The sequence below is a fragment of the Jiangella mangrovi genome (genome assembly GCF_014204975.1).
Lineage (GTDB): Bacteria > Actinomycetota > Actinomycetes > Jiangellales > Jiangellaceae > Jiangella > Jiangella mangrovi.
This window is the reverse complement of sequence record NZ_JACHMM010000001.1, coordinates 3,904,580-3,923,901: the sequence shown is the minus strand read 5'-3', so window position 1 is coordinate 3,923,901 and position 19,322 is coordinate 3,904,580. Positions and strand designations below refer to the sequence as shown.

The 19,322-nt window shown below is 73.2% G+C and carries 19 protein-coding genes; 3 read left to right on the top strand and 16 right to left on the bottom strand.

Annotated features, from left to right (window positions below):
* The first annotated feature begins 6 nt into the window (after positions 1 to 6).
* On the top strand, positions 7 to 762 hold the full coding sequence (locus HD601_RS18145) for an NAD-dependent epimerase/dehydratase family protein (RefSeq protein WP_184824179.1): 756 nt from the start codon (positions 7 to 9) through the stop codon (positions 760 to 762).
* 28 nt (positions 763 to 790) lie between these two features.
* A complete protein-coding gene (gene thyX, locus HD601_RS18140; RefSeq protein ID WP_184824177.1) occupies positions 791 to 1,576 on the top strand; it encodes an FAD-dependent thymidylate synthase in 786 nt (261 codons plus the stop codon).
* Between the two features lie 338 nt (positions 1,577 to 1,914).
* Here thyX and HD601_RS18135 read toward each other — a convergent pair whose 3' ends face one another.
* Genes HD601_RS18135 through HD601_RS18125 form a run of 3 tightly spaced genes read right to left on the bottom strand, consistent with a single transcriptional unit; the run spans position 1,915 to position 4,540 of the window.
* A complete protein-coding gene (locus tag HD601_RS18135; protein WP_184824174.1) occupies positions 1,915 to 2,640 on the bottom strand; it encodes an amidohydrolase family protein in 726 nt (241 codons plus the stop codon).
* Positions 2,637 to 3,362 carry an amidohydrolase family protein gene (locus HD601_RS35850; protein ID WP_184824172.1) on the bottom strand — a complete coding sequence of 242 codons (726 nt, stop codon included), beginning with the start codon at positions 3,360 to 3,362 and terminating at the stop codon, positions 2,637 to 2,639. Before HD601_RS35850 ends, HD601_RS18135 begins: the two co-directional genes overlap by 4 nt.
* Positions 3,359 to 4,540, bottom strand: a complete 1,182-nt coding sequence (locus HD601_RS18125) for a DegT/DnrJ/EryC1/StrS family aminotransferase (protein WP_281386817.1) — start codon at positions 4,538 to 4,540, stop codon at positions 3,359 to 3,361. The genes HD601_RS35850 and HD601_RS18125 overlap by 4 nt, the downstream gene beginning before the upstream one ends.
* 170 nt (positions 4,541 to 4,710) lie before the next feature.
* On the opposite strand from HD601_RS18125, the gene HD601_RS18120 reads away from it, so the two are divergent.
* Positions 4,711 to 5,973: a response regulator gene (locus tag HD601_RS18120; RefSeq protein WP_184824168.1), complete on the top strand. Its 1,263-nt coding sequence runs from the start codon at positions 4,711 to 4,713 to the stop codon at positions 5,971 to 5,973.
* A 12-nt stretch (positions 5,974 to 5,985) separates the two neighbouring features.
* On the opposite strand, the gene HD601_RS18115 is transcribed toward HD601_RS18120, so the two are convergent.
* The 13 genes from HD601_RS18115 to HD601_RS18055 form a co-directional block, all read right to left on the bottom strand.
* Positions 5,986 to 7,038 (bottom strand): dihydrodipicolinate synthase family protein, encoded by a 1,053-nt coding sequence (locus tag HD601_RS18115; RefSeq protein WP_184824166.1) that lies wholly within the window; start codon positions 7,036 to 7,038, stop codon positions 5,986 to 5,988.
* Positions 7,038 to 8,054: an NAD-dependent epimerase/dehydratase family protein gene (locus HD601_RS18110; RefSeq protein WP_184824165.1), complete on the bottom strand. Its 1,017-nt coding sequence runs from the start codon at positions 8,052 to 8,054 to the stop codon at positions 7,038 to 7,040. Before HD601_RS18110 ends, HD601_RS18115 begins: the two co-directional genes overlap by 1 nt.
* 86 nt (positions 8,055 to 8,140) lie before the next feature.
* Positions 8,141 to 8,278, bottom strand: a complete 138-nt coding sequence (locus tag HD601_RS18105) for a hypothetical protein (RefSeq protein WP_184824162.1) — start codon at positions 8,276 to 8,278, stop codon at positions 8,141 to 8,143.
* A gap of 132 nt (positions 8,279 to 8,410) precedes the next feature.
* Positions 8,411 to 8,992, bottom strand: a complete 582-nt coding sequence (locus HD601_RS18100) for a dihydrofolate reductase family protein (RefSeq protein WP_184824159.1) — start codon at positions 8,990 to 8,992, stop codon at positions 8,411 to 8,413.
* An 83-nt stretch (positions 8,993 to 9,075) separates the two neighbouring features.
* Positions 9,076 to 9,924, bottom strand: coding sequence for a ribosomal RNA small subunit methyltransferase A (locus tag HD601_RS18095; RefSeq protein WP_184824157.1), 849 nt, complete (start codon positions 9,922 to 9,924; stop codon positions 9,076 to 9,078).
* A gap of 245 nt (positions 9,925 to 10,169) precedes the next feature.
* On the bottom strand, positions 10,170 to 10,724 hold the full coding sequence (locus tag HD601_RS18090) for a Uma2 family endonuclease (RefSeq protein ID WP_184824155.1): 555 nt from the start codon (positions 10,722 to 10,724) through the stop codon (positions 10,170 to 10,172).
* An 84-nt stretch (positions 10,725 to 10,808) separates the two neighbouring features.
* The gene (locus HD601_RS35845; RefSeq protein WP_184824153.1) at positions 10,809 to 12,449 is read right to left on the bottom strand and encodes an ATP-binding cassette domain-containing protein; all 1,641 of its coding nucleotides are present in this window, start codon (positions 12,447 to 12,449) and stop codon (positions 10,809 to 10,811) included.
* A gap of 144 nt (positions 12,450 to 12,593) precedes the next feature.
* Positions 12,594 to 13,064 carry a pyridoxamine 5'-phosphate oxidase family protein gene (locus tag HD601_RS18080; RefSeq protein WP_184824151.1) on the bottom strand — a complete coding sequence of 157 codons (471 nt, stop codon included), beginning with the start codon at positions 13,062 to 13,064 and terminating at the stop codon, positions 12,594 to 12,596.
* A 71-nt stretch (positions 13,065 to 13,135) separates the two neighbouring features.
* Complete coding sequence (aspS, locus tag HD601_RS18075) at positions 13,136 to 14,896, bottom strand: aspartate--tRNA ligase (protein WP_184824149.1); 1,761 nt, start codon at positions 14,894 to 14,896, stop codon at positions 13,136 to 13,138.
* A 203-nt stretch (positions 14,897 to 15,099) separates the two neighbouring features.
* Complete coding sequence (locus HD601_RS18070; RefSeq protein WP_184824147.1) at positions 15,100 to 16,635, bottom strand: Rv2578c family radical SAM protein; 1,536 nt, start codon at positions 16,633 to 16,635, stop codon at positions 15,100 to 15,102.
* A 36-nt stretch (positions 16,636 to 16,671) separates the two neighbouring features.
* Complete coding sequence (locus HD601_RS18065) at positions 16,672 to 17,325, bottom strand: GNAT family N-acetyltransferase (protein WP_184824145.1); 654 nt, start codon at positions 17,323 to 17,325, stop codon at positions 16,672 to 16,674.
* Positions 17,326 to 17,337: 12 nt separating this feature from the next.
* A complete protein-coding gene (gene hisS, locus HD601_RS18060) occupies positions 17,338 to 18,603 on the bottom strand; it encodes a histidine--tRNA ligase (protein ID WP_184824143.1) in 1,266 nt (421 codons plus the stop codon).
* A 7-nt stretch (positions 18,604 to 18,610) separates the two neighbouring features.
* The gene (locus HD601_RS18055; RefSeq protein ID WP_184824141.1) at positions 18,611 to 19,276 is read right to left on the bottom strand and encodes an MBL fold metallo-hydrolase; all 666 of its coding nucleotides are present in this window, start codon (positions 19,274 to 19,276) and stop codon (positions 18,611 to 18,613) included.
* Positions 19,277 to 19,322: the final 46 nt, after the last annotated feature.

The following is a 19,322-nucleotide window of genomic DNA, read 5'->3' as shown; positions in this document are numbered from 1 at the left end:
ATGCCCATGCACGTTCTGGTCATCGGCGGCGCCGGACTGGTCGGCAGCACCGTCGTCCCGCACCTGGCGGCGCGGCACCGCGTGCGGGTCCTCGACCGGCGCGTCGCTGACGCGAGCGGTGTCGAGTCCGTGGTCGGTGACGTGCGATCCGCCGACGACGTCGCGGCGGCCGTCGAGGGGGTCGACGGCGTCGTCCACCTGGCCGCGGGCTTCCCCACCCGCCACGACGACGCCGCGGGCATGCGGGCGGCGTTCGAGCTCAACGTCGCGTCGCTGCACCTCACGGCGGTGACGGCGGCAGCTGCCGGCGTGTCGGCGCTGGCGCACGTCAGCAGCATGTCCGTCTTCGCCGACTACGCCAAGCGCCGCGTCGACACCACTGCGGCGCCCGACGCGGCCGACCCGTACGGTCTCACCAAGCGGCTGGGCGAGCAGGTGCTGGCCGCGCTGGCGCCGTCGCTCGGGATGGCGGTGTCGTCGCTGCGGCTGGTCTACCCCACGACGGACGAGGCCTGGCCCGAGTGGGCGTCCTCGCAGGGCGGCGGCAGGACCCGCGTCATGCGCATGCGCGGCGGCCCGCCGATCCCTTCGCTGGCGGCGAGCGACCTCGCGGCCGCGATCGAGCGGGCGCTGGAGTACCGCGGGCCGTACCGTGCGTTCTCCGTCACGGCGGATGTGACGGGTGTCTCCGTCGTCCCGGACGACACGCAGTCGGTGTTGGCCTGGAGCCCGGTCCGCGTACCCGGGTGGGTGGCAGACTGAACGCGAGACCGCTTCCTGGAGGCCAGCCGTGCGCACCGTCGAACCCGAGGTTCACCTCATCGCCCGTCCCGACTTCGACTACGACGAGGTCGCGACCTACCTGAAGGACGTCGGCGGCGAGAACTGGCTCGAGCGGGTCGACCGCGGCGACCTCGACGACGCGCAGAACCTCGCCGAGTTCGCCGGGCGCATGTGCTACCGATCGTGGGAGCCGGGGCTGAACCCGAACGTCAGCCGCATCCGCACCGACCAGACCGAGTACCTGCGCAACATCCTGGCCAGCGCGCACGGCTCGGTGCTCGAGCACGTGAACTTCTCCTTCGTCCTGCACAACGTCAGCCGCGTCGCCACCCACGAGCTGGTCCGCCACCGCGCCGGCGTCGCCGTCTCGCAGGAGTCGCTGCGCTTCGTCCGCCTCGACGACCTCCCCTTCTGGTTCCCCGACTGGGCCCGCGAGGACCCCGAGCTCATGGAGCGGGCGAGCGCGCTGCTGACGCAGATGGAGGAGTTCCAGCACTGGATGGCCGGTCACTTCGGGCTCGACGACGAGGGCGTGAAGTTCGGCGAGAAGAAGCACAAGACCTCATTCATGCGCCGCTTCGCCCCCGAGGGCGTCGGCACCGGCATGGTGTGGACGGCGAACGTGCGCACGCTGCGCCACGTCATCGAGAACCGCACCGCGCCAGGCGCCGAAGAGGAGATCCGCCTCATCCTCGGCAAGGTCGGCGACCTCATGGTCAAGGAGGCGCCCGCGCTGTTCGGCGACTACACCGTCGAGGACGGCTCCTGGATCCCCGGCTGGCGCAAGGTCTGACGGCCGCTGCTCCGGCGATCCAGCGGTGCGGGCGATGCGTCGGCAGCGTGGCGCTGCTGCTGGAACGTGGGTGGCGGTGCTGTTGCCAGGGCGACAGTTCGGCCACCCACCGGGTGGGGCGTCGCCACACCGTGGCCGAGGCGAGCCAACGACACGCCGGCGCGGCGCGACCGGCCGTTCCGGCTCACCGTGCAGCGATCGCTGTGGCCATCCTGCGCAAACGCCGCGGCATCACTGCCGCGTCCACGACAGCGATCTCACATCGTCGGCGCAGCGATCCCACACCCTTGACCCGCGCCACACGACACGACTGATCAGGGCCGTGTCGAACTACGGGTTCAGAGGCGGAACACCTCGGTGGCGTTGCGCCACATGACCAGCTCCTCCTCCGCGGCGCTCAGCCCGGACGCGCGAACCGCGCCCAGCGTCACTGCGGGGTGGATGAGGGTCGAGTCGCTGCCGAACATCAGCCGCTCCGGGCCGATGCGGTCGAGCACCCAGCGGATCCGGCCGGGCGCAGGGGTCGACCAGCACGGCTCGAACCACAACCGGCCCGTCCGCGAGGCGGCCGACGGCGTCAGCTGCCAGGCCGGCCCGCCGAGGTGGGCGGCGACCACGCGGACGCCGTCGACCCGGGCGACGACGTCGGCGAGGCCGAGGATCTCCTCGCCCCAGGTGTGCACCAGCACGGGCAGGTCGTGCGCGGCCAGCAGCGTCAGCGCGGCGGCCATGGCGTCGGACCCGCCGGGAGAGCCGGCGTAGTGGGTGTGGATCTTCGCGCCCACGAACAGCCCCGTAGGCAGCAGCTCGTCGAGCTGGGCGGCGGCCAGTGACAGGTCGCGCGGGTCGACGACCAGCAGTCCGCGCAGCCGCGGCCCGGTCGCCTCCAGCACCGGGACGAGCGCCGGGTTGCCGGTCAGCGGGTCGTAGACCACCGCCTCGACCGCCGACACCAGCTGGACGTCGATGCCGCACCGGTCCATGACCCGCAGGTTCGCCGCCGCGTCGGCGACATCGGTGCTGAAGAACCAGGGGCCCCAGTGGCCGTGCACGTCGACGATCACGCCGTCGCCCCCGCCCCCAGCAGCCGGCGCAGGTTGCCCTCGACGACGAGCGCGCGCTGCGACGCCGTCAGGTCGGACGCCGCCAGCCGGTCGACGACGGCGGCCGCCTCGAACCAGCCGGGCCGGCTGCCGAACACCAGCCGCTCCGCACCGACGTCCGACGCCACCAGCTCCCAGCCGTCGACGTCGCCGAGCAGCCGGGTCGACGCGTGGAAGCCGGGCTCGTCGCGGGCCAGGAGCACGAAGTCGCCCAGGTGGTAGAAGTGCGCGTCGAGGAAGACGACGGTCGCGTCCAGACCGGCCAGCGCCGGCCCGACGACGCGGACGTCGCCCTCGGCCAGCAGCACCAGCCCGGCCGCCGTCGCTTCCCGCGCCACGGCCCGCACCCCCGGCGCCGTCACCGGAACGGCCTGCCGGTCGAGGGCCAGCCGCACCGCCCGCACCGTCCCGTCCGATGACGCGGCCCGCGACACCTCCGCCAGCGCGGTCAGCGGGTCGCGCAGGTCGACCCCCGCGGCCGCCCACCAGCCGTGCGCCGCCGCCACCGCGCGGGCCTCGTCGTTGCCGCTCGGCGCGTCGAAGAGCAGCGCCCGCAGCGACGTGACCAGGCCGCCGCCGATCCCCAGCCCGGCCACCGCCACCGCCACGTCGTCGCCGGACAGCCGCGCCCCGGTCACGATGTCGCGGCCGACCAGCAGGTCGGCATCCAGGAGCGCCGTCACGGCCGCACCACCGCCGCGTGTACCTTGGCGACCGCCGCGGCGATGTCCGCGACGTCGTCCGTGGAGTAGTTCTCGTTCCAGCCGAGCACCACGAGCCGCCGGTCGATCAGCTCCTCCGCCACCGGGCACAGGCCGTCGGGATACGCCGTCCGGCCGCGCAGCGGATAGCCCGATCGCCCGTATGTCCGCGCCTCGCGCAGCACCGGTTCCGCGTACAGCGGCCGCGCCAGGTAGCCGGCGACCGCCGGGACGCCCTCGGCCGTCAGCGCCGCCGCGTACCGCCGCAGGCCCGCGTGGTCCAGGCCGTCGACCAGCAGCGGGAGGTACCAGTAGACGTGGTCGCCGTCGTCGGCGGGCAGGCGCAGTCCGTCCACACGGCCCAGCGCTCCGGCCAGCGCGGCCGCGGCCTGACGCCGTCGTTCGATCACACCCGGCAGCTTGCGCAGCTGCTCGCGCGCCACCGCCGCGACCAGCTCGGTCATCCGGTAGTTCAGCGCGTAGTGCAGGTAGGCCCGCTCCCCCGTCTCGCGCGGCCAGCCCTTGTCGGCGAACCGGCGCATCCGGGTCGCGAGGTCGGCGTCACCGGTGGTGACCAGGCCGCCGTCGCCGGCGGTGATGTGCTTGTGCTGCTGCAGGCTGAACGCGCCGACGTGCCCGACGGTGCCCACCTGCGGCCCGCCCGGGTCGCCCGGCCGCACCGGCGCCAGGTACGCCTGGGCGCAGTCCTCGATCAGCATGATGCCGACGCGGTCGGCCAGGGCGCGCAGCTCGTCGACCGGGGCCGGCTTGCCGAACAGGTGGACGGCGACGACGGCGCGCGTGCGCGGACCGATCAGGGCGGCGACGGCGGACGGGTCGAGGTTGCCGGTGCGCGGGTCGACGTCGGCGAAGACCGGGACGGCGTTCTGCGCGAGCACCGGCGTGACCGAGCCCATGTCGGAGATCGGCGGGACGATGATCTCGTCGCCCGGGTCGGGGTCGGCGGCGGCGACGGCCAGGTGGACCGCGGCGGTGCCGCTGCTGCAGGCTACAGCGTGTGCGGCGCCGGTCAGAGCGGCGAACTCCGAGGTCAGCGCCGGGACCTCGCTCCCCCAGACGCCCGAGAGCATGCCGCTGCGCAGGACGCGCAGGACCGCCTGCTCCTCCTCGGGGCCGAACGTGCGGCCGGCGGCGTCCATGACGGTGGGCAGCGGCCGGTCCGCGGGACGGACCGGCGTCCCGCCGTCGAGGGCCAGTCCAGCGGAGTGCACGGCCGCCACTATATCGGCCGGGCCCGAAATGCGACGCTGCTGGCTAGAGTGGCATCCTGACCGGCCAGGCCCGCCCGGGTCCGACATAATGGAGGGCGATGGACACCTCGATCGGCGTGGTGGGGCCGCACGACCTGGTCGGAGACGTCGCGGCGGTGTGCGCGGAGCAGGCGGGCGTGCGGGCGGTCCCGTTCCCGTACGACCACGAGACGGCCGCGCCCGGCCTCGTCGCCGCGCACGCGCCCGAGGTGGACGCCTGGCTGTTCACCGGCGTCGTCCCGTACACGCTGACCCAGAGCACGCTCACCCGCCCGGCCGTGTACGTCGACTACAGCGGATCGACGCTGCTGCAGGCGCTGGTCTGGCTGCTGCGCGAGGGGCGCGACGTCACCCGCATCTCCGTCGACACCCTCGAGCCCGCGCAGGTCCGCGGCACCCTCGCCGAGGCGGGCGTGCCCACCGCCGAGGTCCGCGCGCTCCCCTACCGCGCCGGCACCACGGCCGCCGACTTCGCCGCGTTCCACCGCCGCCACGCCGGTCGCACGGCCGGCGCCGTCGCCGTCACGTGCCTGGCGTCAGTGCACGACGAGCTGGCCGGCGAGCTGCCCGTGCTGCGGCTGGCGCCGTCGCCGCAGTCGGTCCGGGTGGCACTGCGCCAGCTGCTGCTGACGGCGGCCGGGCAGATCCAGGAGGACGCGCAGCTCGCGCTCGGACTGGTCGAGATCGACCCCGCCGGGCTCGACGACCTCGCCCGCGAGGCCGCGCTGCTGGGCGGCGCCGTGGCGTCGACGGCGGACGGCTCGGCCCTCATCGTCACCACGCGCGGGCCGCTGCACGGCGCCACGCAGGCGTTCACGGCGCTGCCGCTGCTGCACCGGCTGGGCGACCGGCACGACGTCGTGCGCATCGGCTTCGGGCTCGGGCACAGCGGCGCCGAGGCCGAGCGGCTGGCCCGGCGGGCGCTGGCGCGGGCGCGCAGTCACGGCGACGTCGCCGCCGTCGTGTCCTCGCGCAACGACCTCGACATCGTCCTCGAGACCGTGCGCCCGGCGGCGTCCGGCGACGAGGTGGGTGCGGCCCACCCGGCGGGCGGGGCCGACGGGGTGCGGCAGAGCCGGGCCGTCGTCGCCAGCCGGGTCGGGTTGTCGGTGGCGACGCTGGACCGGCTGCGCGACCTCGCGACGGCCTCCGGCGACCAGCCGCTGACCACCCGCGACGTCGCCGACGGGCTCGGCGTGCAGCTACGGACCGCCCGCCGGCTGCTGCAGCGGCTCGAGCTCGCCGGGCACGCCGAGCGGTCCGGCAGCCTCGACTCCGGCGCCATCGGCCGGCCGCTGACGCTCTACCGCGTCACCCTCTGAGCCGTTACCGGCTCAGCGCAGCCAGCCGTCGGCCCGGGCGGCGATGAAGTCGTCGTCGCGCAGCTCCGGGTACGCGGCCCAGATGCGGTCGATCTCGGCCTCCTGGCCCGGCGACAGCGTCTCGTGCTCGTCCAGGCACCACAGGCCGGCCAGCAGACCCTGCCGGCGCAGCACCTCGTGCAGGCCGGGGATGCAGCCGTGGAAGCCGTTGGCGGCGTCGAACAGGACGGCGTTGGCGTCGGTGAGCACGGGGTTCAGCGCCAGCAGCCGCCGCAGCGCGCCGTCGTCGCCGGCCTTGGCCTTACGCGCCAGCTCGACGGTCTCGACGGCGCCGCGCACCCACACCGACCACTGCCCGAGCAGCCCGCCGACGATCTCGAGCTGCTCGCCGCCCGTCTCGTAAGTCGTCACGAGATCCATGACGATGTGGTCGTCGTTGCCGGTGTAGAGCGCGACGTCACCGGCCCGGCCGGACGCCGCGACGCCGTGCAGCACCTCGAGCGTGGCGTAGCGGTCGAACGGGGCGATCTTGAAGCCGGCGACGGCGGGCTGCTCGGCCAGCCGGCGCCAGAAGTCGCGGCCGAGCACGCGGCCGCCGACCTTCGGCTGCAGGTAGAAGCCGATGACGGGGAGGACCTCGCCGACGGCGTGGGCGCGGTCGAGCAGGTCGTCCTCAGTGGCGTCGCCGGTGCCGTACGGCGTCAGCAGCGCGAGGTCGTAGCCGAGTCCGCGGGCCAGCTCCGCCTCGGCGACCGCCTGTTCCGCCGGGCCGACGATGCCGGCGACGAGGACCGGCCGGGTAACGCCGTCGCCCCTGTCGCCGTCGTACTCGGCGGCGGTCTCGGCGGCCAGCTCGAGCACCGGGGCGAGCAGGCCGCGGGCCGGCTCGTGCACGGCGAACTGGGTGGTGTGGACGGCGACGGCGAGCCCCGTCGCGCCGGCCTCGACGTAGTAGCGCGAGAGCGCCCGCTGCCGCCGTTCGTCGAGCTTGCGGTCCTGGTCGAGGGCGAGCGGATGGGCCGGGATCACGCCGCCGGCGCGGAACCGGTCGAGTGCGGCCGTCATCAGAACTTCCCGTCGCGGCGGTTGAACTTGGTCGGCTTGCCCAGCGTGGGCAGGCCGGCGCGGACCCAGTGCGCCGTCGCCGCGACCAGCTCCGGCACCGTCACGTCCGGGTAGCCGAAGAGCGCGTGGCAGCGCTGCGCGTTGCCGAGCAGGGCCGTCGGCTCCTCGGCGCCGGTGAACGTCACCGGCTTCTCCAGCACCGCCGACACGTCGGTGGCCAGACGGCGGACGCTGAGCGTCTCGGGGCCGGTGACGTTGAGCAGCAGCGGCGGGGCCGACACGTGCAGCAGTGCCCGCAGCGTCACCTCGTTGGCGTAGCCCTGCCAGACCAGGTTGAAGCTGCCCATCGTCACGTCGACCGGCTCGCCCGCCTCGATGGTCTGCGCGATGTCGACGAGCACGCCGTAACGCATCTCGACCGCGTAGTTGAGCCGGATGATCGCCATGGGGGTGCCGTCGCGGCGGGAGGCGGCCTCGAGGACCCGCTCGCGGCCGAGGCAGGACATGGCGTACTCGCCGATGGGCCCGGGCAGGGTGTCCTCGGTGGCGCCGCCGCTGCCGACGCCGACCATCGGGTACACGTTGCCGGTCGAGAGCGCGCTGATGCGGCTGCCCGCGTAGCGGCGGGCGACCCGGCCGGGCAGGTAGACGTTGGTCTCCCAGGTGCCGGACTGGTTGCCCTCGGTGCCGAACTTCGCGCCGACCAGGTAGACGACGTTGCGGGCGTCGGGCAGTGCGGCCAGGGCGTCGTCGTCGCCGACGTCGGCCGCGACCACCTCGGCGCCGGTCGCCTCCATGGCCTCGACGGCGCCGGGAGCGCTGTACCGCGAGACGGCGATGACCTTCGCGCCCGTTCCCGCGGCCTCGACGCCCCGCACGGCCAGGCGGGCCAGGCTCACGCCCAGCTTGCCGCTGGCACCCAGGATGACGATGTCGCCGTCGAGCCGGCGCAGGTCCTCGACCAGCCCCGGCCGCGGCCTCGACAGCCGCTCGTCCAGCTCCTCAACGGTCCGCACCAGCCGGCCCTCCCGATCGCACGACGATTACGGTCAGGACCGTAAGTCCGTGCGATCGGGGATGTCAAGGCCGGAAAGGAGGCGAACTACTCGGCGACGAGTCCTCCGCCGAAGATCACCGCGAACCCGAGAGCGAACCCCAGGGCCGAGTGGTCGAAGATCATGGCCAGGACCAGGCCAAGACCGAATGCGATCATGAACCGTTTCGCGAGCTTCTGACTCATCGCCACGCTCCCTGCCGGTGGGTCAACCGCCTTCTTCCATGATCAGGGAGGCCTCCGGGGTGCGTGCAAGCGGAAGTCTCATATTCAGGACGGCGTGTCTCAGCCTGACACGCCGTCCTGACCTCCTATGTCCTAGTTCGTGGGGCGCGGCGTCCTGATCGCGTAGCGCAGCAGCGCCAGGCCGTTGTCGAATCCGGTGGCCTCGACCAGCTCGAGGTCCTGCGCGTCCTCGAAGACGCGGGTTCCCTTGCCGCGCGACACCGGGCACACCAGCAGGCGGACCTCGTCGACGACGCCGGCGTCCAGCAGCGAGCGCATGAGCGTCAGGCTCCCCCACAGCCAGAGGTCCTTGCCGTCCTGCTCCTTGAGCTCCCGGATGGTCGCAACCGGGTCGGGCGTCACCGACGCGGCGGAAAACTCGCCCCAGGGGGCGTCGGCCAGCGTCGTCGAGGCGACGACCTTCGTCAGACTGTTGAGCTTCCGCCCGTACTCACCCTGGTCGTCGGCGGTCGGCCAGTAACCCACCGACTGGGCGTAGGTGTTCGAGCCGAGGATCATCGTGTCGACGGAGTCGATGAACGCCATCGTCCTGGTCTTGTAGGGGCTGGTGTCGTCCTCGGAGAAGGGTGCCGCCGACACGAAGCCGAGCCCGCCGTCCTCCTCCGCGGCGACGTTGTCGACGGTCACCCACTGCTGGACGATGAGCTTGCGCATGATGGTTCTCCTTCGTCGTCGTGCGGCCGGTCGTGGCCGCTCGTGTCCCTGGGACGGAGCCGGCGTGCGGTTCTCGACATCGGTCAGCGAGAATCTCTGGATTCGCCCGAAGCGTCGATGGCGCGGGCGAGTTCCAGCCAGGTCGCGACGGGGACCGTCTCGGCCGCGGCCGGCGGGTCGATGCCCGTCGACGTGAGCAACCGGTGGGCGCGCTTCTTCGGCACGTGGGCGCCCAGGACCTCGCGGGCCGGCCGCCCCGGCTGCCGGTAGGCGTCCTGCAGCAGCCGCCGGGCCGTCCTGACCTGGCCGCGCGACAGGCCCGGACGGCGCCGGATCACCAGGTGCGCGGAGTCGACCGACGGCGCCGGCCGGAAGCTGCCCGGCGGCACACGGCCGGCGATCCGCAGCTCGAACCGCGCCTGCCACCAGGCGACCTCGAGGTCGCGCGGGTGGGTCGCCGTCATCCGCTTGGCGAACCCCCACTCGACCAGCAGGTCCGCGCTGGCGATCGCCGTCGCCTCGGGGTCCAGCAGCCGGCGCAGCAGCGCCGTCGAGATCGCGTACGGGATGTTCGCGACCACGGCGTACGGCCGGTGCGGCAGCATGACGCTGCGCGCATCGCCCTCGACGACCTTGACGCCCGGGTCGTCGGCGAACCGGCGCTGCAGCTTCGCGACGAACCGGGGGTCGCGCTCGACGGCGATGACGCGGGCGCCCGTGGCGGCCAGCGGCGTGGTCAGCGCACCGAGACCGGCGCCGAGCTCGATGACGAGGTCGCCCGGTCCGGCCGCGGACGATCTGACCATCCGGGCGCTGACCGCGGGGTCGCGGAGCAGGTGGATGCCGGCGTGGTTGGGGGCGCCGCCCCGGGCGGAGCGGTTCTGACCGTTCCGGCGGTTCTGACGGTTCTGGATGCGGGAATGCCGTGGCATGGGTCATCACGACCAATCGGGAACGCGGGAGGACGAGGACGTCGAAAAGCCGCGCCGTGCGCCTCGGGTGTGTTCACCGAGGGACGGACGCGGCGCGGCGTGCTCCCGTGTCTCCGGCCCGGACCCGCCCTGAACGGGGGTCAGCCGGTGGTGCGCGGAGCTACGCCGTGACGGACAGGCGGGGACGCCAGTACGCCACAGCGCCGTTCTTCAAGACTCCCACGTTCCCAGCCTAGCGGGTCGGCTCAGCCGGACACCAACGACTTCGGGGTGACGGTGACCTCGAACGGCTGCCGCAGGGTGACGCTCTGGTCGCCGGCCGCCCGCCCCACCTCGACGTACGCGCCGTCCTTCAGGTCGTACGCCACGATGGACGGCTCGTCCGGGTCGACGATCCAGTACGACGCCACCCCGTGCTCTGCGTAGGTCGCGTACTTGAGCGCCCGGTCTGTGCGCCGCGTGCTCCGGGACAGCACCTCGATGACGAGACTCGGCGCTGCCGCGATGGGCGCCGCTTGGTCGTCTTCCCGGCGGATCACGAAGACATCGGGCTGGAACGACGTCCGGTCGTCCGGCTGCCAGTCACGAGGTGCGATGTAGAGCTTCAGGCGTGAAGGTGTCGCAGGCCCCAACAGCAGCGCGAGCCCGAGGACCGCGTCCTGGTGCGGTCCCAGCGGTGCGGGCGTCACCAGCAGCGTCCCGTCGACCAGTTCGTAGCGCAGACCGTCGTCGGGAAACTCCTCGAGGTCGGCGACAGTCCATCCGTCGACCGCATGTGGCCGCTCCATCATGGTTGTCATGGTGCCCCCTTCCGGGCTCTGTCGCCACTCAGCCTTTCCGGAACCGCCGGATGCCGCAAACGGCTATTCGTGAATTGTGGATAACTAGCCCAGCAGCAGCTCGTTGTGGACGACCTCGGCGCGTTCGCCCTGCCAGCGCCGCCGCGCCCAGCGGTCGTGCGTCACCACGACGACGGCCAGGCCGGCGCCGTCGACCGCCTCCTCCAGCTCCTCGACCAGTCCGAGCGACAGGTGGTTCGTCGGCTCGTCGAGCAACAGCACCTGCGGCCGTGTAACGAGCAGCCGGGCCAGCGCCAGTCGCCGCTGCTGGCCCACCGACAGCGCGCCGACCGGCATCGCCAGGGCCGGTCCGGGCAGCAGCCCGAGCCCGGCCAGCTCGGCCTGGTACTCATCGGCCGGGCCGGCGCGACCGACGGCGAACGCCTGAACCGCCGTCAGCGACGGGTCGGGGAAGCTGCCGGTCTGGGGCAGCCAGCCGATCCGCAGCCGGCGCGAGCGCAGCACCTCGCCGGTCTCCGGCTCGAGCGCCCCGGCCAGCACCGCGAGTAACGACGACTTGCCGGAGCCGTTGCGGCCGGTGATCATCAGCCGGGTGTCGGCGGTGACGTCGAGCGCACGGGCGGTGATGCGGCCCGGCACCTTCACGTCGCGGACCGCCACCAGCACGCCGTCGGGAACGTCGGCACCCAGGGCGGCGTCGAAGCGCAGCAGCCGCGGCGGCTTCGGGATGCGCAGCTCCTCGAGCCGGCGCAGCCGCACCTCGGCGTCGCGGACCCGCCGCGAGACCGCGGCGTCGACCTTCTGGCTGAGGAAGTGCGCCACGAACTTGTCGTTGTCGCGCCGCCCGCGTCCCTCGTGGCCGACCCGCCGGGCGTCCTGCTTGACGACGGCGCGAGCCTCGTCGACCTCGTCGGTCCAGGTGGCGTACGCCTGCTCCCAGCGGGCCCGGGCCGCGGACTTGCCGGCCAGGTAGTCGGTGTAGGTGCCGGTGTAGCGGGCCGGGCCGACGTGCGGGGTGCCGTCGCGCTCGACGGTCAGGACGGGGTCGAGGTCGAGGATCGACGTGGCGACGCCGTCGAGGAAGGCACGGTCGTGCGAGACGGTGACGACGGCGCCGCGGTACTCGCGCAGCGCGTCCTCGAGGAACGCGATGGCGTCGTCGTCGAGGTGGTTCGTCGGCTCGTCCAGCAGCAGGACGTCCGGCGAGCGCACCAGGGCGAGCGCCAGCGCCAGCCGGGACCGCTGGCCGCCCGACAGCGTGTCGAGTGCCCGGTCCCCCGCGACGTCGGCCAGGCCGAGCCCGCCGAGCGCGCGGGCCGCCCGGGCGTCGGCCGACCAGCCGTCGCGATGCTCGAACTCGGCGAGGAGGTCGCCGTACTCGTCCAGGACGGACTGGTCGCCGTCGGCCAGGCTCGCCTCGGCGGCGCGCATGCGCTCCTCGAGGACCCGGAACTCCGCCAGCGCGGCGTCGACGGCGTCGTCGACCGTGCCGCCGGCCGGCAGCTCCGGCTCCTGGGTGAGGTATCCGAGGGTGCCGTGCCGCTCGACGGTGCCGGCGTCGGGCACCTCGACCCCGGCCGAGAGCCGCAGCAGCGTGGACTTGCCGGCCCCGTTCTCGCCGACGATGCCCAGCCGCTCCCCCGGGCCGGCGTCGTAACCGACGCCGTCGAGGACCGGACGGCCGGAGTAGGCGATGGAGAGCGAACGAACGGAGAGAAGAGACACGTGACCGACCTCGGCGAGGTTCGACGGGAGCTCGCCGGGTGCGGACACACCTCAGGCGCGAGCAGGAGTCACGGTCGGATCACATCGCTCTCGATGATGCCAAACGGACCGGCCGCGGGCAAACGGATTACCGCGGCCGGGCCGTCAGTCGATCGGCTCGTCGAGCCAGGCGGCGTCGAGCATGACGGTGCGCCCGCCGAACTCGTGGAAGCCGTTCCAGACCTGGATGCGCTCCGGCCGCAGGTACAGGTACCGGAAGCCGGGGATCCGCCTCGGATCGTGCGAGACCTGCGCGTACCGATCGGCCACCGTGGTGTCGACGTCCGGCACCTCGACGATCGACACCACACCGTCGACGACGACCACGTCATCGGTGTCGCCGATCGCCGCCCTGGCCCGCGGGTTCGCCCGCAGGTTGGCCATGGTCCGGCTGCGGTCGAAGGTCGCCATGACCAGGCACGCGCCGTCCCGGACGAAGCTGACCGGGATCAGGTGGGCGCCGTGACCGTCGCTGCCCGTGGCCAGCCAGAGCCGGTAGTGCGTGGCCAACCGGTGCCGGGCGACGTCGCGCCGTTCGGCGAGCGGACGTGGGGCGGTGGTGGGTGTCGAGGTCATGCCAGGTCCTTCCGTTCGTCTCAGGGGCCGCTACCCCTGAGACGAACGGACACGGGCACGATCCGACAGCGTCAGCCCTCGGGCTTCTCCGGGACGGCGTCGATGCCGGCCTCCTTGCGCTGCTGCGCCGTGATGGGCGCGGGCGCCGCGGTCAGCGGGTCGTACCCGCCACCGGTCTTCGGGAACGCGATGACCTCGCGGATCGAGTCGGACCCGGCGAGCAGCGCGGTGATGCGGTCCCAGCCGAACGCGATGCCGCCGTGCGGCGGGGCGCCGAACTTGAACGCGTCGAGCAGGAAGCCGAACTTCTCCTGCGCCTCGTCCGCGCCCAGGCCCATGACCCGGAAGACCCGCTCCTGCACGTCGCGGCGGTGGATACGGATCGACCCGCCGCCGATCTCGTTGCCGTTGCAGACGATGTCGTAGGCGTAGGCGAGCGCGCTGCCCGGGTCGGTGTCGAAGGTGTCGATCGAGTCCGGCTTCGGCGACGTGAACGCGTGGTGGACGGCGGTCCAGGCGCCGGAGCCGACGGCGACGTCGTCGGTCTCGTCGACCGGCTCGAACAGCGGCGAGTCGACCACCCAGGTGAACGCCCAGGCGTTCTCGTCGATGAGGCCGGCCCGGCGGCCGATCTCGAGCCGGGCCGCGCCGAGCAGCGCCTGCGACGAGCGCCGCGGGCCGGCGGCGAAGAACACGGCGTCGCCGGGGACGGCGCCGACCAGCTTCGGCAGGCCGGCCTTCTCGTCCTCGGACAGGTTCTTCGCGACCGGGCCGGAGAGCTCGCCGTCGGCCCCGACCAGCACGTACGCGAGGCCGCGGGCGCCGCGCGCCTTGGCCCAGTCCTGCCAGCCGTCGAGCTCCTTGCGGGTCTGCGACGCGCCACCCGGGTGCACGACCGCGCCCACGTACTGGGCCTGGAAGACCCGGAACTCCGTGGTGGCGAAGTGGCCGGTGACCTCGGTGAGCTCCTGCCCGAACCGCAGGTCCGGCTTGTCCGAGCCGAACCGGTCCATGGCGTCGCGGTAGGTCATGCGCGGGATCGGGGTGGTGATGTCGTGCCCGACCAGCGCCCACAGCGCCGTCAGCACCTTCTCGGCCAGCGCGATGACGTCGTCCTGCTCGACGAAGCTCATCTCGATGTCGAGCTGGGTGAACTCGGGCTGACGGTCGGCGCGGAAGTCCTCGTCGCGGTAGCAGCGGGCGATCTGGAAGTACCGCTCCAGCCCGGCGACCATGAGCAGCTGCTTGAACAGCTGCGGCGACTGCGGCAGCGCGTACCAGGAGCCCGGGCGCAGCCGCGCCGGCACCAGGAAGTCGCGCGCCCCCTCGGGCGTCGAGCGGGTCAGCGTCGGCGTCTCGACCTCGACGAAGTCGGCGGCCAGCAGCACGTCGCGGGCGGCCTTGTTCACCGCGCTGCGCAGGCGGATCGCGGCGGCCGGCCCGGTGCGGCGCAGGTCGAGGTAGCGGTACTTCAGCCGCACCTCCTCGCCGACGTCGACGTGGTCGTCGATCTGGAACGGCAGCGGCTCGGCCTCGCTCAGCACCTCGACGGCGTCGGCGACGACCTCGATCTCGCCGGTCGGCAGGTTCGGGTTCTCGTTCCCCTCGGGACGGCGGCCGACCTGCCCGGTGACCTTGATGCAGAACTCGTTGCGCAGCCCGTGCGCCACGGCCTCGTCGCGCACCACCACCTGCGCCACCCCGGACGCGTCGCGCAGATCCAGGAACGCCACTCCCCCGTGATCGCGGCGGCGGGCCACCCAGCCGGTGAGGGTGACGGTCTGGCCGGCGTGGTCGGCACGCAAGGTGCCGGCCTCGTGGGTGCGGAGCACGGGTGTTCCTCCGGGATCGAGCGAAAGGGTTGGCGTTGAACCCCATTCGGGTTCAACGCAGCGATCCTACGGAACCCGCTCGGCTCACGGCGAGGCGATTCCCTCCCGTCGACCCGCCGACGATCAGGTGACCTACCGCGTCGCCGGCCCGCACCTTCGTCACCTGATCGTTTCGCCAAATGATCAGGTGACAGAGCGGGGGATCAGAACAGTGCGTCCTGCCCGGGCACGACGGCGGCAGCCTCGGTTCCGGTGCCGGTCGGCGTGAGCCGGGTGCCCCAGCGCTTGCCGTGCAGCGGCCGGCGGCGGTCGTCGACCAGCGGTTCCTCGTCGTCGTCGCGCAGCCGGTACTGCCGCAGGTGCGGCTCGACCCGGGCCCGGAGCCAGTCGCGGTAGCGCTGGTCGGAGTAGGAGCCCCGGTGGTAGAGCCGGCGGTACAGGGGCAGGAGGTCGGGCCGGGTGGACTCGAGCCACCCCAGGTACCACTCGCGCGCCCCCGGCCGCAGGTGCAGCGGGATGTAGCTGATGCCCGTCGCTCCCGCGTCGGCCACCGCTTGGACCAGCGCGGACAGATGCTCCTCGGAGTCGGTGAGCCCCGGCAGGATGGGCGCCAGCAGGACGGTGCAGGGCAGTCCGGCCGCCCGTACCGCACGAATCAGGTCGAGCCGGGCCTTCGGGGTGGGCGTGCCGGGCTCGACCGACTTGTGCAGCCCCTCGTCGAGCAGCGCCAGCGACACCCCGATGCCGACCTCGACGTCCTGGGCGGCGCGCTGCAGCAGCGGGAGGTCGCGGCGCAGCAGCGTGCCCTTGGTGAGGATGCTGAACGGCGTGCCGGACCCGGCCAGCGCCCCGATGATGCCGGGCATGAGCCGGTAGCGGCCCTCGGCGCGCTGGTAGGGGTCGGTGTTGGTGCCCATGGCGACGTGCTCGCGGGCCCAGGTGCGCCGGCCGACCTCGCGCTGCAGCACCTCGGCGACGTTGACCTTGACGATGACCTGGCGGTCGAAGTCGTCGCCGGCGTCGAGGTCGAGGTAGGTGTGGGTGTTGCGGGCGAAGCAGTTGTGGCTCACGACGCCGTGGGCGATGAAGTCGCCGGTGCCGGTGGTGAGGTCGAACATCGGCAGCTCGACGTCCATGGGCCGCACGTAGCTGACGGTCAGCGCCTGGTCGGCGCGCACCGCCGCCCCGACCACACCCCGGCGCAGCCCGACCAGCCGGTCGCGGGTGGTCAGATGCGGTCGCGGCGCCTCGCCCTCGGCCGCCGCGGCGACGTGCTTCCAGCCGTCGGGCGTGAGGAACCGGTGGTCGCCGCTGGCGACGATGGAGGTGCCGCCGTCGAGCTCGAGCCGGAACGCCGGCTTGGAGGTGCGCCAGTGGTCGAGCACCTGCGTGCGCACGAGCCGCCGGCTGAGGCCGTCGACCCGCGTGCCGAGCACCTGGTCGCCCGGCCGCACCCGCGCGAGCGGGACGGTGGAACCGTCGGACATGGTGATGGGCGCGTAGCCGGACAGGCAGTAGGTGCACGCGTGACTGCACCCGCGGTACGGGTTGACCGTCCACCGGAACGGCACGTGCGAGGCCTCGGGCACCTTGTTCAGCGCGGACTTGGACGTGACCTCGTGGAACGTGATGCCCTCGAACTCGGGCGTGCGGACGCTGCGGACCAGGCCGGCGATGCGCTGCAGGCCGGGCAGTGCCGCCCCGTCGGTGACGGCGAGTTCCTGACCTTCCCAGCGCATGCCTCCATTCGAACACAGGTTCGAACGAGAGGCAACTCAGGCGGCGGCCTCGGCTCCGAGCAGCGGCAGGCAGGGCTCCAGACCCTCGATGGTCGCCTCGACGGTGCGGTGCTGCTCCCAGGCCTCCCGGCTGAGCCGGAAGCGCTGCTCGAGCGCGAGCTTCCCCCGCGAGATGCCCCGGCTGGTGCCGTTCTCGGCGTAGCCGAGCTTGCGCGACACCCGCAGCGACGCGTGGTTGTCCATGTAGCCGACCGACACCGCCTCGTCGGCGCCCAGCCCGGCGAAGGCCAGGTGCAGCATGGCCGCGCGCATCTCGGTGCCGATGCCCCGGCCCTGGTGGCGCAGGCCGAGCCAGGACTCCGACGTGACCTGACGCTGGATGGCGAAGTCGTCGGCCTCGATCTCCTGGACGCCGACCGGCCGGCCGTCCAGGAAGACCACCAGGTTCAGTGCCCAGGCGTCGGCCTTCAGCTCCGCCAGCGTCCTCCAGTGGCGCTGCATGACCCGGCGGGCGCGGTCGGCGGGCGGCAGCTCGGACCACGGCGTGCCGAACGGCATGAGGTCGGGCCCGTGGATCCCGTCCATGGCCAGCTCGGCGAGCTCGGCCAGCTCCTCGGGCGCGGGCAGGCGCAGCTCCAGCCTCGGCGTGCGCACGCGGATCCCGTAGACGGGGAAGTGATCGATCAGCACGCCGCCACCCCGTCAGACGAGTCGCTTGAGGTGGGTGACCAGCCCGTTCACCGAGATGGCCTGCTGCTCCCCGGTCGCGAGGTCCTTGACCTGGGCCACGCCCTCGGCGAGGTCGCGCTCGCCCACGACGACGGCGTACTTCGCGCCGCTGCGGTCGGCGGCCTTCATGGCGCCCTTGAGCCCGCGCCCGCCGGTGGCGACGTCGGCCGCCACGCCCTCGCGCCGCAGCGTCGTCACCAGCGAGAACGCCCACGCCGCCGCCTCGTCGCCGAGCGGGACGGCGAACACCTGGACGCCCGTGGTGCCCGGCAGCGGCAGCCCTTCGGCCTCCATGGCCAGCAGCGTGCGGTCGGCGCCGAGCGCCCAGCCGACGCCGGGCAGCGCCGGACCGCCGATCAGCTCGGACAGGCCGTCGTACCGGCCGCCGCCGCCCACCGCGGACTGCGAGCCGAGGCCGTCGTGCACGAACTCGAAGAGCGTGCGGGTGTAGTAGTCGAGGCCGCGCACCAGCCGCGGGTCGTCCTCGAACGCCACACCCGACGCGGTGAGCAGCGAGCGGACGGCGTCGTGGTGCGCGCGGTCGGCCGGAGACAGGAAGTCGGTGATGAGCGGCGCCTCGGTGAGCGCCTTCTGGATCTCGGGGCGCTTGTCGTCGAGGACCCGCAGCGGGTTGAGCTCGACCCGCTTCCGGGTCTCCTCGTCGAGGTCCAGGCCGCGCAGGTAGTCCTGCAGCGCCGCCCGGTACGCGGGGCGCGACTCGTGCGAGCCCAGCGAGTTCAGCAGCACCCGCACGCCGGTCAGCCCGAGCGCGCGGTAGGCGTCGACGGCCAGCACGATGAGCTCGGCGTCGCTGGCGGGGTCCTCGGTGCCCAGGATCTCGGCCCCGACCTGCGAGAAGTGCCGGTAGCGGCCCTTCTGCGGCCGCTCGTAGCGGTAGTACGAGCCGGAGTACCAGAGCTTCACCGGCAGGGCGCCGCGGTGCAGGTTGTTCTCGAGGACGGCGCGCAGCACCGGCGCCGTGCCCTCGGGCCGCAGCGTGACGTCGTCGCCGCCACGAGTGGTGAAGGAGTACATCTCCTTGGTGACGATGTCCGTGGACTCGCCGACGCCGCGGGCGAACAGCGTCGTCTCCTCGAAGCTCGGCGTCTCGATGTAGCCGTAGCCGGCCGAGCGCAGCGGAGCGGCCATGGCCTCGCGGACGGCGAGCATGGCCTCGCCGCGCGGCGGCACGAGGTCGAAGGTGCCCTTCGGGGCACGGAAGGTCGGGTTCGCGTTCACAGGGTCTCTACAGTCCTCGCAGGTACGGGTTGGATGCGCGTTCCCGGTCGAGGGTCGACGCCGGGCCGTGACCGGGCCGGACGGTGGTGACTCCGGGCAGGCCGTCCGCCGACGCCAGCCGGGTCAGCGTCGCGCGCATGAGCGCGTCGTCGCCTCCCGGCAGGTCGGTGCGGCCCACCGTGCCCGCGAACAGGACGTCGCCGGTGAAGACGACACCGTCGCCGGGCAGCTCGAAGAGCGTCGACCCCTCGGTATGGCCCGGGGCGTGGATGGCGCGCAGCCCGACGCCGGCGAGGTCGAGCTCGGTCTCGGCGCCGGTGAACGGGCGCACGTCGGCCGGCGGCGTCCAGCCGTCGACGAACTGCGCGAACTGCTGCGCCAGCTGCGGGCCGAGCGAGCCGAGCGGGTCGGCCAGCCGGTACACGTCCCCCTCGTGCAGGTGAACGGGCAGGTCACGACGGCGGCAGAGCTCGCTCAGCGCGTAGGTGTGGTCGAGGTGCCCATGGGTGACGAGGACGGCGGCCGGCTCGACGCCGTGCTCGGCGAACGCCTTCTCCAGCTGGTCCTCGACACCGATGCCGGGATCGATCACGACGCACTCGCGGCCGCCGTCGGGCGCCACGAGATAGCAGTTGGTGCCCAGGACCGGGGCGACGAGGGTGAGCACGAGCACCCACGAAGGTTACCGGCGGCCCACTCATCGCCGCGAACTCGTTATC